Raw genomic sequence first — 12,330 nt, forward strand, 5'->3', positions numbered from 1 at the left:
CGCGTCAGCCCACCGTGACGGTGAGGTCCACCTGCGGCGAGGGCAGCTCCGGGTCGTCGGCGTCGACCACCGCCACCAGCCGCACCGTCGGGCCCTCGACGCCGGTCAGCGCCAGCCCCTCGACCTTCGCGACCCGGCCCGCCACCTCCGGCACGGGTGCCACGTCGAGCACCCGGCCGCCCTCGGCGTGCACGAGGGCGGTGGCCACCACCGGGCCGTCGTCGACGGCGTTGGGGGTGTCCTCCGCGGCGGCCGAGAGCAGCTCGCGGCCGTCGGGCAGCGCGACGGCGTCGGTGACCGCCAGCCCGACGCCGGCCACCTCCCCGAGCTCCAGGACGTGCGTCGCGCCCAGCGGCACCGAGGCGGGGTCGGCCCGGCCGAGCAGGACCGCCACGAGCGCCTCGAGGGGGACCTCGACGGCGGCGTTGGCCACGCCCGCCACCCTGTTGCCGCGCTGGTACCAGCGCAGCACGTCGCCGGAGCGGCTCGCACCCTCGAGGTTGAGCTGCCCGGCCGGCACGGCGAGCCGCCGGCCGACCTCGGCGTACAGCGGCGCGAGGTCCGCGGCCCGCACGTCGAGCCGGTCGCCGTCGGCGGTGACCAGCACACCGCGCATCCGCCGCGGCCCCGACCCCGAGCCGAGCACCAGCACCGCCGGGCGCCCGTCGGCCTCCACCGGGCAGGCCACCTCCAGGTCGGGCTTGAGCGACTTCGTCCCCGCCGCCTCGGAGAAGCGGTCGTGCCCCTCGACCGGCGGCAGCAGCCGCACCGGCCTGGTACCGCCAGGGCGCTGCCAGGCCGCGTGCGTGGCGTCGTCCTGCACCACGAGCAGGCCGTCGCCCAGCGGTGCGATGCCCGACGCCGCGGTCACCGGCGTCCCGTCGTCGAACCGGAGCCCGCGCACCCCGGTGGTCTCCACCCGCATGCCGCACCGGTGCCCAGCGCCGCACCGGCCCACGCCGGCGGGGAGGCACAGATCACACGATCGCGTTCCCGCAGGTCGGCACGCCGGACTCCCGAGAAGGCACCTGCGGGGAGCCGGCGGGACACGTAGGGTCGGCCCGGTTGCCCGGTGCTACGACGAGGTCGCCGGGAGCCCTCTTCCCGCGCACGCCACGACCCCGTCGGAGCCCATGACCTCCCCACGCACCCGAGTCCTCCCGCGTCCCGGCCACGAGCCCGCCGACGAGGCCGCCGACAAGACCACCGACAAGGCCACCGACAAGGCCGCCGAGACGCCGCGGACGACCCTCTCCGTCAAGCAGGTGGTGGCCGGCGCCCTGGCGGCGGTGTCCGCCGCGGTGCTCGCCTCCTTCTTCGGCGTCGCCGGGACCGTCATCGGTGCCGCGCTCGTCAGCGTGGTGAGCACCGTCGGGTCGGCCCTCTACAGCGCCTCCCTCGACCGCACCAGCGCGCGGCTGCGGCGGACCCGCGGCACGCAGGACCCCGCGCCCGCCGCCGGCGACACCGCCACCCGCGAGCTGCCCCCCGCTCTCGACCCGCGCCGCGCGCCGGCCCGGCGCCGGCGCCCGCGCTGGTCCCGGGTCGCCGTGTACGCCGTCGCGGTCTTCGCCGTGGCCATGGCCGTCGTCACCGGCATCGAGCTGGTCGGCAAGCAGCCGGTCTCTGCGCTCGTCGGCGGCGACGACAGCTCGTCGTCGTCCACCACGATCGGTGAGATGTCGCCGGCGTCCTCGTCGCGGGACACCACGCCGTCCACCCCGGCGGAGACCGACCCGGCCGACGGCACGCCCACCGAGGCCCCGGCGTCGGAGACGCCGCAGCCCGGGGACGACGCCGACGGGTCCGCGACGCCGAGCGACGCGCCCGAGGAGTCGGCGCCGGCCACCGAGAGCGACTCCGGGGAGGACGGCTCCGGTGAGGACGGGACCGGGGAGACCGAGCCGACCGCCCCCGCGGAGCCCTCGGCGGAGGAGCCGCAGACCGGCTCGGACGCCGAGCCGCAGGCCGGCGCGGACACCGGGTCGGCCGCCGGGGCAGCCTCCGGCGGCTGACCCGGTCAGCCCCTCGACCGCCGCGGGACGAGCTTGAGCAGCGCCATCCCCGCGAAGACCAGCGTCACGCCGGCGACCACCCACGCCAGGGCGTTGAAGCCGGTGTAGGCCAGGGCGGTCGAGCCGCCCACGCCGCTGGCGGTCACGTAACCCGCCTTGCTGTACACGCGCACCTCCCTCCGGGGGGTCGGGCCGCCACCGGCGGCGGGGGTCAGGCCGCCGCCGGTGCGGCGACGTGGTGCCAGGTCGCCTCGCGGCGGCGGACGACGTCGACCAGCGAGCGGACGAAGACCGCCTGGATGAACAGGTCGTAGACCAGCTCCACCACCAGCGGCAGGGCCAGCAGCACCGCGCGCGGGCCGCCGCGGCGGACGGTCACCAGGCGCTCGGCGAGGAAGACCAGGCCCACCGCGCCCCAGAACGGGTCGAGGGTCAGGCCGCCGTCGCGGGCCAGGACCAGCACGGTGAGCAGCAGGTAGGCCTGGAAGGCGAGCACACCGAGACCGATGCCGACCTGCTGCCCCCAGTAGCGCAGCGTGACCCGGGTCAGGCCGTAGTGCCGCAGGTTCTCCAGCGCACCGCGCTGCCACCGCATCCGCTGCCGCCACAGGTCGCCCCAGGTCGGCATGATCTCGGTGACCACCGCGCACGCCGACGGGCTGGTCAGCCGCCAGCCGAGGGTCTTCAGCGCGAGGGTGAGCTCGTTGTCCTCGGTGAGGGCGAGCGTGTCGTACACCTGGCCGCGGGCGCCCGGCAGCGTGCTGCCGCGGGCGGCGGCGACCTCCCGCAGCGCCCGGACCCGGAACAGCGTCCCGGTCCCGGTGAGCACCATGACGCGGCCGGTGCGGGAGACGTCGCGGCTGTAGCGGAGGTACTCGTTGCGCTGCAGCTGGCCCAGCACCCGGCTGCCGGGGTGGCCGTAGAACAGCCCGCCGGCCGCGCCGATCCGCGGGGAGCTCTCCAGGCTGGCCGCGGCCGCCTCGATGAAGCGCGGGGCCAGCCTGGTGTCGGCGTCCATGACCAGCACGAAGTCGTCGTCGCGCAGGTCGGGTGAGGGGCCGGCCGGGACGTCGTCGTCCGCCGCCGTCCAGGTCGGCCGGCTGCGGCGGTCGGGTCCGCGCCGGGGGTCCTCGGAGGTCCCGCGGCGGTCGGTGCCGGCGGTGCGGCGGAAGCGCTGCACGATCGCCTGGTTGAGCGCGCCGGCCTTCTTGTCGGTGTTGCCGACCGTCTCGTAGACCTCGGCGCCGTGTGCCCGCGCGATCGCGGCGGTGTCGTCGGTGCAGTTGTCGGCGATGACCACCACCCGGTCGGGACGCCGGGTCTGCTGCCGCAGCGCGGTCAGGGTGACGCCGATGTTCGCGGCCTCGTCGTGCGCCGGGATCAGCACCACCAGGCGGGTGCTCGCCGTCCCGCTGTCCTCCGCCATGCCCGGTCCCTCCGACGTCGGTCGTCGGGATGGCTTCGGCAGCCGCCCGGCCGCGGTGGAGCCCGGCCGGGCGGGACCACCCGATCGGGTCAGGAGCCGACCAGCGCCCGGTGCAGGACGGCGACCAGTTCGGCGCGCGTGACGATCCCGGCCAGCCGGCCGTCCTCGTCGACCACCGGCAGGTGGCGCAGTCCGCGGTCGGCCATGAGGCCGACCAGCTCGGAGACGGGCGTGTCGACGCCGACGGTGGCCACCGGGCTGGTCATCACCTCCGCCACCGGGGTGAAGGCCACGATGTCGGTGTTGAACAGGTCGTGCACGGTGACGATCCCGACCACGCGGGCGTCGTCGGTGACCACCGGCAGCGCCTTGACCGCGTGCTGGTTCATCAGCATCCGCGCCCGGTAGAGGGTCTCCTGCGGCTGCACGGTGCGCACGTCGCGGGCCATGAGCGCGCCGACCCGCAGCTGCCCGAGCCGGCGGTCGAGCGCGTGCGCCTCGGCGTCGCGGACCAGCGCGAGGACGTCGCCGGGCATGACGTCGAGGCCGCGGTCGAGGCGGTCCATCGCGGCGCGGACGTCCTCGGTCTGCAGCCCGACCCGGCTGGTCGGCGGGGCGTCGGTGCCCGGCGGCGGGGGCGGGGGCTCGGGCACGTGCGGGTAGGGCCGGCCGGTGAGGTTGTTGACCAGCGTCGCGACCGCGAGCAGCACGACGGTGTCGACGCCGACCGGCCACAGCGCGAACGCCCAGCCGTGGTCGGCGACCGCGGCCGTGCCGACGGCGGCGAACAGCGCGCACGCCCCGCCCGGCGGGTGCACGCAGCGCAGCAGCATCATCACCGGGATCGCCACCCCGACGGCGACGGCGGCGGCCAGCGTGACGTCGTCGACCAGCTTCCCGGCGCCGACGCCGACGAGCGTGGACACCGTGTTGCCCGCGAGCACCGGCCACGGCTGGGCCAGCGGGCTGGCGGGCGCGGCGAACAGCAGGACGGCGGTGGCGCCCATCGGCGCGACGATCCACGGCAGGCCCGCGGGACCGCCCGGGACGGCGTGCGCGGTCGCCCCGGCCAGCGCGATGCCCAGCAGCGCCCCCAGGCCGCCGCGCAGCACCTCGGTGCGCCGGTAGCCGACCGGCCCCGGACGCAGCGCCCCGATCCACACCCGCCGGTCCACGTGTCCCCCGTTCCTGCCGCGGACGCCGCTGCCCGTCGCGGGCGGCACCCTACGTCGAGGGGGGACCTCCCGGGCCGCGTCCGAGCGCCGTGCGGCCGGTGGCGGTCAGCCGGGGGTGAGCAGCCGGGCGACCTCGGGGACCAGCGCGGCGAAGGCCTGCCCGCGGTGGCTGCGGGCGTCCTTCTCCGCGGGCTCCAGCTCGGCCGAGGTGACCTCGAGGCCGTCGGGCAGGAAGACCGGGTCGTAGCCGAAGCCGTTGCGCCCGCGCGGCTCGCGGACCACCCGGCCGCGCCACTGCCGCTCGAGCACCGACTCCGCGCCGCCCGGGGTGACCAGCGCGGCGGCGCAGACGAAGGCCGCGCCACGCCGCTCGTCGGGGACGTCGGCGATCTGGGCCAGCAGCAGCGCGGTGTTGGCGGCGTCGTCGCCGTGCCGGCCCGACCACCGCGCCGACAGCACTCCGGGCATGCCGTTGAGGGCGTCGACGGTGATGCCCGAGTCGTCGGCGACGGCGGGCAGGCCGGTGTACCGGACCGCCTCGCGGGCCTTGAGCAACGCGTTCTCGGTGAACGTCGCGCCGGTCTCGGGGGCCTCGGGGTACTCGGGGACGTCGCGCAGGCCGACCACCTCGACGCCGGGGACGGCGCTGGCCAGCAGCCGCTGCAGCTCGGCGAGCTTGCCGGCGTTGCGGGTGGCGAGCAGCAGGCGGGTGCTCATCGCGCGAGGGCCTCGGTCTGGACGCGGGTGAGCTCGGCGCACCCGGCGACGGCGAGGTCGAGCAGCCGGTCGAGGGTGGCCCGGTCGAACACCGCGCCCTCGGCGGTGCCCTGCACCTCGACGAACCCGCCGTCCCCGGTGCACACCACGTTCATGTCGGTGCCGGCCCGCACGTCCTCCTCGTAGGCCAGGTCCAGGCGGGGCTCGCCGTCGACGACGCCGACGCTGACCGCGGCGACCGACTGCACGATCGCGGTCTTCTTCGCCAGCTTCCTGCGGTCGCCCAGCCACGAGACGGCGTCGGCGAGGGCGACGTAGGCGCCGGTGATCGCCGCCGTCCGGGTGCCGCCGTCGGCCTGCAGGACGTCGCAGTCGATGGCGATGCTGTTCTCCCCCAGGGCGCCGAGGTCGACCGCGGCGCGCAGCGAGCGGCCGATGAGCCGGCTGATCTCGTGGGTGCGCCCGCCGATGCGGCCCCTGACCGACTCGCGGTCGCCGCGGGTGTGCGTGGCGCGCGGCAGCATCGCGTACTCCGCGGTCACCCAGCCCAGCCCCGACCCCTTGCGCCAGCGCGGGACGCCCTCGGTGACGCTGGCCGCGCACAGCACGCGGGTGCGGCCGAACTCGACGAGCACGGAGCCCTCGGCGTGGTCGAGCCAGTTGCGGGTGATGGTCACCGGACGGAGCTGGTCGGCCGCGCGGCCGTCGGGGCGGGTCACGGACGCCGAGCCTATCGACGCCGGCGGTGACCGCTCCCCCCTGTCGAGGTCGCGCGGTGCCGTCGAGGAGTGGGGCCCGGAGGGTCCCGCGACGAGGCGGCGGTCCGGCTCCACGGCGGCCGGGGAGGGCACGTGGCCGCGGTGTCGTCCGGTAGGACGACGATGTCGTCATGCGATCGGAGCTGCGGACGGTGCGGACCGGCGGGGAGCCGGTGGTGGTCGACCTGACCGGCGAGTGCGAGGAGTTCGTCCGGGACGAGGGCGACGGCCTGCTGCACGTGTTCGTCCCGCACGCCACGGCGGGGCTGGCGGTCATCGAGACCGGCGCGGGCAGCGACGACGACCTGCTCGCCCAGCTCGACGAACTGCTGCCGCGCGACGGCCGCTGGCGGCACCGGCACGGCAGTCCCGGGCACGGCCGCGACCACGTGCTGCCGGCGTTCGTGCCCCCGCACGCGACGGTGCCCGTCCTCGGGGGGCGGCTGCAGCTGGGCACCTGGCAACGCATCTGCCTGGTCGACCCCAACCGGGACAACCCGCAGCGGCAGGTGCGGCTGTCCTTCCTCCGCGGCTGACGCGCCCCCGCCTGTGACCCGCCGCCGGGGCACGGCAGGATGCCGGGCATGACCGAGACCGCGCCCGCACCCGTCCGCCTGGCGCCCGGTGACCCGGCGCCGGACTTCACGCTGCCCGACGCCGACGGCCGACCGGTCTCCCTCGCCGACCACCGCGGCCGCCGGGTGATCGTCTACTGCTACCCCGCGGCGCTGACGCCGGGCTGCACCACCCAGGCGGTCGACTTCACCGCCGCCGCCGGGGAGCTGGCCGAGGCGGGGCTCGACATCATCGGCATCTCGCCCGACCCGCCGGAGAAGCTGCAGCGCTTCCGGGAGGAGGAGGGCCTGGGCATCACCCTGGTGTCCGACCCGGACAAGCGGGTGCTCACCGCCTACGGGGCGTTCGGCACCAAGAAGATGTACGGCAAGGAGGTGCAGGGCGTGATCCGCTCGACCTTCGTGATCGACGCCGAGGGCCGGGTCGAGCGTGCCGCCTACAACGTCAAGGCCACCGGGCACGTCGCCAAGCTGCGCCGCGACCTCGGGCTGGCCTGAGCGCCGGCCGGCACGGGGACGCGCGCAGCGGGGACGGCTCAGGCCGTCCACGTGCCCGGGCGGGGCTGGCCGTGACGCCCGCCGTCCCAGCCCGGGTCCCAGGGGTAGCACCCCGGCGGTGAGGCCCACGTCAGCTGCAGCGCCGGAACCGAGTACTCCACCGGCCGCTGGTACCACCGGTTGGCCCCGAGGAGCACCTCGCCGGGGTTCGGGCACTCCTCGACCACGAGGTCCCAGCGGTCCCCGGCTCCCTCGAGCAGCTCGCCGGGGACCAGGGACCGGCCGCCGACGACCCCGCCGGCGACCGCGTCGAGCAGCGCGTGGGTGGCCGCGGCGCCCAGCCCGACGACCACCAGCTCCGGGTGGCCCAGCCCGAACAGCCCGATGGTGTAGCCGAAGGGTGGCTCGCCGGGCAGGTCACCGGGTCCCACGTACTGCACGGCGTAGCGGGCGCGGCGGATGACCGCGGCCAGGTGGGCGTCCTCCTGGTCGAGCCAGGCGGTGGTCTGGGGATCGGGCGTCATGCCGGCAGCCTGCGGCCGGGCACCGACAGGACGCCGCGGCGGTTCCCCGGCGGTGGACGGCGGGACCGGCTGTGGACGGCGGCGCCCGGATCGTCGGCCCCTCAGTCCTCGGCGGCCCGCTTCGCCCGCGCCCGCCGCTTGCCCTCGTGCATGGCGGCCACCCGCGCGACCGGGATGGTGTGCCCCTCGCTGACCACGTCGGACGGCAGCTCCTGCGGGTCGGGCAGCAGCGCCGTCCACGGGTCGCCGTCGCCCAGCCACTGCGGCGCCGTCCGCACGGTGACGTCGCCCGGCCGGATCGCGGCGAGCTCCTCCCAGGCGACCGGTGCCGACACCGGCAGGCCCGGGCGGAGGCGGGGGCTGTAGGCGGCCACGATCGTCGAGGAGCCCGAGCGGGTGGAGTCGAGGAAGACCCGGCCGTGCCGGTCCTCCTTGATGTAGGCGGTGGTGGCCAGGTCGGGGTCGAGCGCGGCCGCGCGGGCGGCCAGCGCGCGGGTCGCGGCGGCGGCGTCCTCGGGTCCCACGCCGCGCACCGGGACGACGACGTGCACCCCCTTCGACCCGCTGGTCTTGACGGCCCCGGCGAGGCCCGCGTCGGCCAGCGCCCGCCGCACCAGGTCCGCGGCGCGCACCACCACGTCGAACCCGGCACCCTCCGGCGGGTCGAGGTCGAGCACGATGCCGGTCGGCTCGGTCTCGGCGCCGGCCCGGAAGAAGGGCACGTGGAACTCCACCGCCCGCTGGTTGGCCAGCCACAGCAGCGTGCGGCGGTCGTCGCAGAGCACCTGGTGTACCTCGCGGTGGGCGCCGAACGACCAGACCGGGACGGTGCGCACCCACTCGGGTGCGCCCTTGGCGACGTTGCGCTGCATGAACGGCTCCTGGCCCGGCCGCACGCGCTTGACCGACAGCGGCCGGCCGGCCAGCTGGGGCACGAGCCGGTCGGCGAACGCGTCGAGGTGCTCGACCAGGTCGCCCTTGGTGACCTCGAGCCCGTCGCCCAGCGGCGCGTCGAGGCTGGTCAGCCGGACGCCGTCCCGTTCGTCGTCGACCACCGGCCCACCGTGCCGGTCGACGCGGCGCCGGGCAAGCGCGGACCGGCCAGCGTGCGCATCCCGCCGTCCTCCCTCACCGCAGGGCGTCCTCCCCCGCGGTGGGACGTGAGGGAGGACGCCCGACGATCAGGTCACCTGATCCCGGCGCACCCCGCGCGTCAGACGTCGTAGGTGGCGCCCGGGCGCACCAGCTCGGCGGCGGGGAACACCGACCGGGCGGCGGCCAGCTGTGCGGCCGGGTCCACCCACGCCGGGACGTGCGTGACCAGCAGCCGGCGCACCCGCGCGGCGGCCGCGGCCGCCCCGGCCTCCCGGCCGGTCAGGTGCAGGTCCGGCGGCAGCCCGTCCTGCTCGGGGTGGGCGGCCTCGGCCAGCAGCACGTCCGCGCCGTACGCCAGGTCGACGACGGCCTGCGACGGCCCGGTGTCGCCGGTGTAGACCAGCGAGGAGCCGTGCGCGGTGAGCCGGATGGCGTGGCACTCGACGGGGTGCGCGGTGCGCGCGGTCTGCACCCGGAACGGCCCGAGCACGGCCGAGACCGGGGTGACGGCGAAGTCGAAGACGTCGGTCAGCGGGGCGCCGCCGGCGTCGTAGATCCTCGCCAGCCGCTCGGGCGCGCCCGCGGGGGCGATCAGCGGTACCCGCCGGCCCGAGGCACGGCCCGAGTAGCGGTGCCAGACCACGAACGGGGCCACGTCGAGGCAGTGGTCGGCGTGCAGGTGGGTGAGGAAGACCGCGTCGACGGTGTCGGGATCGGCCAGCGCCTGCAGCGGCCCGAACGCGCCGCTGCCGAGGTCGAGCAGCAGCCGGAAGCCGTCGTGCTCGACGAGGTAGCAGGAGGCCGCCGACGCGGGACCGGGTCCGCTGCCCGAGCAGCCGACCACCGTGAGCCTCACTCCACACTCTCCCGCCCGACGGGTCCCCGGCGTGCTCGCCATGGCGGGGGCCAGGCTAGCCGCCGGGCTCGAGCAGGCGGTCCGCGGGCACCGACAGGACGCCGTCGGCCCAGGACAGCCCGGTGAGGTCGGCGACGACGGCGTCGGCACCGGCACCGAGCGCCCGCGCGCCGATGCCCAGGGACCCGCGCGCCCGCGGCCCGGCCCGCGGCGATGCCGGCCGGGCTGTCCTCGACCACGACGGTCTCCTCCGGCGGCACGCCCATCAGGCGGGCGCCGAGCAGGTAGCCCTCGGGATCGGGCTTGCCGGTGCGCACGTCGTGTCCGGTGACCAGGACCCCGGGCAGCGGCAGCCCGGCTGCGGCCAGCCGGGCTGCCGCCAGAGCCGGCGTGCCGGAGGTGACCACGCCCCACACGCCGGCCGGCAGCGACGCCAGCAGGTCGGCCGCGCCCGCGACAGCGGGCACCTCCCCGGCGTCCTCGAGCTCGTAGCGGTCGATCAGCGCCGACGCGACGGCCCGCCGCTCCTCGGGCAGCAGCGCGGCGACGGTGTCGGCGGCGCGACGGCCGTGGACGACGGCCAGCACCTCCCCCGGCACCAGGTCGTGCTCGAGCGCCCACCGCGACCACGAGGTGGTGACCGCGGCGTCGGAGTCGACGAGCACGCCGTCGTTGTCGAACAGCAGCCCGCGGGCGGGCAGCGTCATGCCCAGAGCTGGCCCTCCAGCGCCGCGGTGGCCTCCTCCAGCGTGCCCGCGTAGGCGCCGGTGGACAGGTACTTCCAGCCGCCGTCGCAGACGATGAACACGATGTCGGCCCGGCGCCCGGCGGCGACCTCGCGGTCGGCGACGCCCAGGGCGGCGTGCAGGATCGCCCCGGTCGAGATGCCGGCGAAGATGCCCTCGCGCTCGACCAACTGGCGGGTGCGGTGCAGGGCGTCCTCGGGTCCCACGGAGAACCGCGAGTCGAGCAGCTCGGGGTCGTAGAGCTCGGGGATGAACCCCTCGTCGATGTTGCGCAGCCCATAGACCAGCTCGCCGTAGCGCGGCTCGGCGGCGATCACCTGGACGCCGGGCTTGTGCTCGCGGAAGTAGCGCGAGCAGCCCATGAGCGTGCCGGTGGTGCCCAGGCCCGCGACGAAGTGGGTGATCGAGGGCAGGTCGGCGAGGATCTCCGGCGCGGTGCCGGTGTAGTGCGCCTCGGCGTTGGCCGGGTTGCCGTACTGGTAGAGCATCACCCAGTCGTCGTGCTCGGCGGCCAGTTCCTTGGCCATCGCCACGGCCTGGTTGGAACCGCCCGCGGCCGGCGAGCTGATGATCTGCGCCCCGTACATCTGCAACAGCTGCCGGCGCTCGACCGAGGTGTTCTCCGGCATGACGCACACCAGCCGGTAGCCGCGCTGCCGGGCCACCATCGCCAGCGAGATGCCGGTGTTGCCGCTGGTGGGCTCGAGGATGGTGTCGCCCGGCGCGAGCTTCCCCTCCTTCTCCGCCGCCTCGATCATCGAGATCGCGGCGCGGTCCTTGATCGACCCGGTCGGGTTGTGGTCCTCGAGCTTGGCCCACAGCCGCACGTCGGGGGTCGGCGACAGGTGCGGCAGCCCCACGAGCGGGGTGCCGCCGAGCGAGTCGACGAGGGAGGCGAAGCGGGCCATGCCAGAGCTCTTCCGGGAGATCGGGAGGGACGGGGGGATGCGGCGTCAGCAGCCGCCGGCGACCGCCGGGAGGATGGTGACCTGGTCGCCGTCCTTGACCTGGGTGTCGAGGGCGCCGGTGAACCGCACGTCCTCGTCGTTGACGTAGACGTTGACGAAGCGGTGCAGCTTGCCCTCCTCGGTCACCAGGCGGCCCTTGAGGCCGGGGTGCTTGGCGTCGAGGTCGTCGACGAGGGCGGCCAGGGTGTCCCCGCTGCCCTCGACGGTCTTGTTGCCGCCGGTGTGGGTGCGCAGGATGGTCGGGATCCGGACCTCGATGGCCATGGCGTGCGGTTCTCCTCGGGAGGACGGGGACGTGCGGGGACGCTCGGTGAGCGTGTCTGTGGCGGGCAACGCCCGCTGGTGACGGGCCATTCCGCGGTCGGCCCCGTCCAGGGCACCGCCCCGAGCTCGCGAGGGGTGGGGAGGACGGGGTCCCTTTTCAGTCGTAGACGACGGTGGTCGGCGAGTGGCCGAACAGGTAGGACTCGACGACCTCGACGTCCTCCTCGCTCACCTCGCCGTCGACGATGCGGAAGCTGCGGAACTCCACGTCGTCGCCCTCGAGCCCGGTCCGGCCGCCGTGGTGCCGGGTGGAGACGAGCACGTAGTGCGCGTTCGGCTCGGAGGCGTAGCTGACGTCGGTGCGCGACGGGTGGGCCTCGGTGGCGGTGTGCGAGTGGTAGATGACCACCGGCTCCTCACCCCGGTCGTCCATCTCCCGGTACAGGCGCAGCAGGTCGGCCGAGTCGAACTCGTAGAACGTGGGTGACCGGGCGGCGTTGAGCATCGGGATGAACCGCTCGGGGCGGTCGCTGCCCTCGGGTCCGGCGACGACGCCACAGGCCTCGTCCGGGTGGTCCTCCCGGGCGTGGGCCACGATGGCGTCGTAGGTCGCGCGGTCGATGCGCAGCACGGATCCAGTCTAGGCGGCGCCGCGGAGGGCCCCGGCGACGGTGGCCCGACCGGGGCCGACACCCCCCGTTCGCCGACCGATA

At 76.0% G+C, this 12,330-nt stretch carries 16 protein-coding genes; 3 read left to right on the forward strand and 13 right to left on the reverse strand.

What is annotated here, in order from left to right; genetic code table 11:
• Window positions 1-4 precede the first annotated feature (4 nt).
• Window positions 5-925, reverse strand: a complete 921-nt coding sequence (locus ACI78U_RS01405; RefSeq protein ID WP_456873493.1) for a DUF6910 family protein — start codon at window positions 923-925, stop codon at window positions 5-7.
• 208 nt (window positions 926-1,133) lie between these two features.
• On the opposite strand from ACI78U_RS01405, the gene ACI78U_RS01410 reads away from it, so the two are divergent.
• Window positions 1,134-2,015, forward strand: coding sequence for a hypothetical protein (locus tag ACI78U_RS01410; protein WP_456873494.1), 882 nt, complete (start codon window positions 1,134-1,136; stop codon window positions 2,013-2,015).
• A 5-nt stretch (window positions 2,016-2,020) separates the two neighbouring features.
• Here ACI78U_RS01410 and ACI78U_RS01415 read toward each other — a convergent pair whose 3' ends face one another.
• From ACI78U_RS01415 to rph, 5 genes are all read right to left on the reverse strand, one after another.
• A complete protein-coding gene (locus ACI78U_RS01415; RefSeq protein WP_176450154.1) occupies window positions 2,021-2,182 on the reverse strand; it encodes a hypothetical protein in 162 nt (53 codons plus the stop codon).
• Window positions 2,183-2,226: 44 nt separating this feature from the next.
• Window positions 2,227-3,441: a glycosyltransferase gene (locus ACI78U_RS01420; RefSeq protein WP_456873495.1), complete on the reverse strand. Its 1,215-nt coding sequence runs from the start codon at window positions 3,439-3,441 to the stop codon at window positions 2,227-2,229.
• Window positions 3,442-3,530: 89 nt separating this feature from the next.
• Window positions 3,531-4,616, reverse strand: coding sequence for an HPP family protein (locus ACI78U_RS01425; protein ID WP_456873496.1), 1,086 nt, complete (start codon window positions 4,614-4,616; stop codon window positions 3,531-3,533).
• 105 nt (window positions 4,617-4,721) lie between these two features.
• Complete coding sequence (rdgB, locus tag ACI78U_RS01430; RefSeq protein WP_456873497.1) at window positions 4,722-5,333, reverse strand: RdgB/HAM1 family non-canonical purine NTP pyrophosphatase; 612 nt, start codon at window positions 5,331-5,333, stop codon at window positions 4,722-4,724.
• A complete protein-coding gene (rph, locus tag ACI78U_RS01435; protein WP_456873498.1) occupies window positions 5,330-6,052 on the reverse strand; it encodes a ribonuclease PH in 723 nt (240 codons plus the stop codon). The genes rdgB and rph overlap by 4 nt, the downstream gene beginning before the upstream one ends.
• Window positions 6,053-6,222: 170 nt before the next feature.
• Between rph and ACI78U_RS01440 the strand changes: the two genes are divergently transcribed.
• Complete coding sequence (locus tag ACI78U_RS01440) at window positions 6,223-6,627, forward strand: YjbQ family protein (RefSeq protein ID WP_456873499.1); 405 nt, start codon at window positions 6,223-6,225, stop codon at window positions 6,625-6,627.
• A gap of 48 nt (window positions 6,628-6,675) precedes the next feature.
• Entirely contained in the window at window positions 6,676-7,164 is a 489-nt protein-coding gene (bcp, locus tag ACI78U_RS01445) for a thioredoxin-dependent thiol peroxidase (RefSeq protein WP_456873500.1), read from the forward strand.
• A gap of 38 nt (window positions 7,165-7,202) precedes the next feature.
• Here bcp and ACI78U_RS01450 read toward each other — a convergent pair whose 3' ends face one another.
• The 7 genes from ACI78U_RS01450 to ACI78U_RS01480 form a co-directional block, all read right to left on the reverse strand.
• Window positions 7,203-7,688 carry a DUF4262 domain-containing protein gene (locus ACI78U_RS01450; RefSeq protein WP_456873501.1) on the reverse strand — a complete coding sequence of 162 codons (486 nt, stop codon included), beginning with the start codon at window positions 7,686-7,688 and terminating at the stop codon, window positions 7,203-7,205.
• A 101-nt stretch (window positions 7,689-7,789) separates the two neighbouring features.
• Window positions 7,790-8,743 carry a DNA polymerase domain-containing protein gene (locus tag ACI78U_RS01455; protein WP_456873502.1) on the reverse strand — a complete coding sequence of 318 codons (954 nt, stop codon included), beginning with the start codon at window positions 8,741-8,743 and terminating at the stop codon, window positions 7,790-7,792.
• Window positions 8,744-8,901: 158 nt separating this feature from the next.
• Window positions 8,902-9,639: an MBL fold metallo-hydrolase gene (locus ACI78U_RS01460; RefSeq protein WP_456873503.1), complete on the reverse strand. Its 738-nt coding sequence runs from the start codon at window positions 9,637-9,639 to the stop codon at window positions 8,902-8,904.
• Window positions 9,636-10,346, reverse strand: a complete 711-nt coding sequence (locus tag ACI78U_RS01465; RefSeq protein WP_456873504.1) for an HAD-IA family hydrolase — start codon at window positions 10,344-10,346, stop codon at window positions 9,636-9,638. Before ACI78U_RS01465 ends, ACI78U_RS01460 begins: the two co-directional genes overlap by 4 nt.
• Window positions 10,343-11,293 carry a PLP-dependent cysteine synthase family protein gene (locus tag ACI78U_RS01470; protein ID WP_456873505.1) on the reverse strand — a complete coding sequence of 317 codons (951 nt, stop codon included), beginning with the start codon at window positions 11,291-11,293 and terminating at the stop codon, window positions 10,343-10,345. The genes ACI78U_RS01465 and ACI78U_RS01470 overlap by 4 nt, the downstream gene beginning before the upstream one ends.
• 45 nt (window positions 11,294-11,338) lie before the next feature.
• Window positions 11,339-11,617 carry a ubiquitin-like small modifier protein 1 gene (locus tag ACI78U_RS01475; RefSeq protein ID WP_456873506.1) on the reverse strand — a complete coding sequence of 93 codons (279 nt, stop codon included), beginning with the start codon at window positions 11,615-11,617 and terminating at the stop codon, window positions 11,339-11,341.
• Between the two features lie 157 nt (window positions 11,618-11,774).
• Window positions 11,775-12,248 (reverse strand): Mov34/MPN/PAD-1 family protein, encoded by a 474-nt coding sequence (locus ACI78U_RS01480; protein ID WP_456873507.1) that lies wholly within the window; start codon window positions 12,246-12,248, stop codon window positions 11,775-11,777.
• Window positions 12,249-12,330 lie beyond the last annotated feature (82 nt).

This window comes from Geodermatophilus sp. SYSU D00710 (assembly GCF_054050195.1).

Excerpts from the sequence above, each read along its gene's own strand:
- ACI78U_RS01405 (WP_456873493.1), bottom strand. The coding sequence starts at position 925 with ATGCGGGTGGAGACCACCGGGGTGCGCGGGCTCCGGTTCGACGACGGG.
- ACI78U_RS01410 (WP_456873494.1), top strand. The coding sequence starts at position 1,134 with ATGACCTCCCCACGCACCCGAGTCCTCCCGCGTCCCGGCCACGAGCCC.
- ACI78U_RS01420 (WP_456873495.1), bottom strand. The coding sequence starts at position 3,441 with ATGGCGGAGGACAGCGGGACGGCGAGCACCCGCCTGGTGGTGCTGATC.
- rdgB (WP_456873497.1), bottom strand. The coding sequence starts at position 5,333 with ATGAGCACCCGCCTGCTGCTCGCCACCCGCAACGCCGGCAAGCTCGCC.
- ACI78U_RS01440 (WP_456873499.1), top strand. The coding sequence starts at position 6,223 with ATGCGATCGGAGCTGCGGACGGTGCGGACCGGCGGGGAGCCGGTGGTG.
- bcp (WP_456873500.1), top strand. The coding sequence starts at position 6,676 with ATGACCGAGACCGCGCCCGCACCCGTCCGCCTGGCGCCCGGTGACCCG.
- ACI78U_RS01450 (WP_456873501.1), bottom strand. The coding sequence starts at position 7,688 with ATGACGCCCGATCCCCAGACCACCGCCTGGCTCGACCAGGAGGACGCC.
- ACI78U_RS01465 (WP_456873504.1), bottom strand. The coding sequence starts at position 10,346 with ATGACGCTGCCCGCCCGCGGGCTGCTGTTCGACAACGACGGCGTGCTC.
- ACI78U_RS01470 (WP_456873505.1), bottom strand. The coding sequence starts at position 11,293 with ATGGCCCGCTTCGCCTCCCTCGTCGACTCGCTCGGCGGCACCCCGCTC.
- ACI78U_RS01475 (WP_456873506.1), bottom strand. The coding sequence starts at position 11,617 with ATGGCCATCGAGGTCCGGATCCCGACCATCCTGCGCACCCACACCGGC.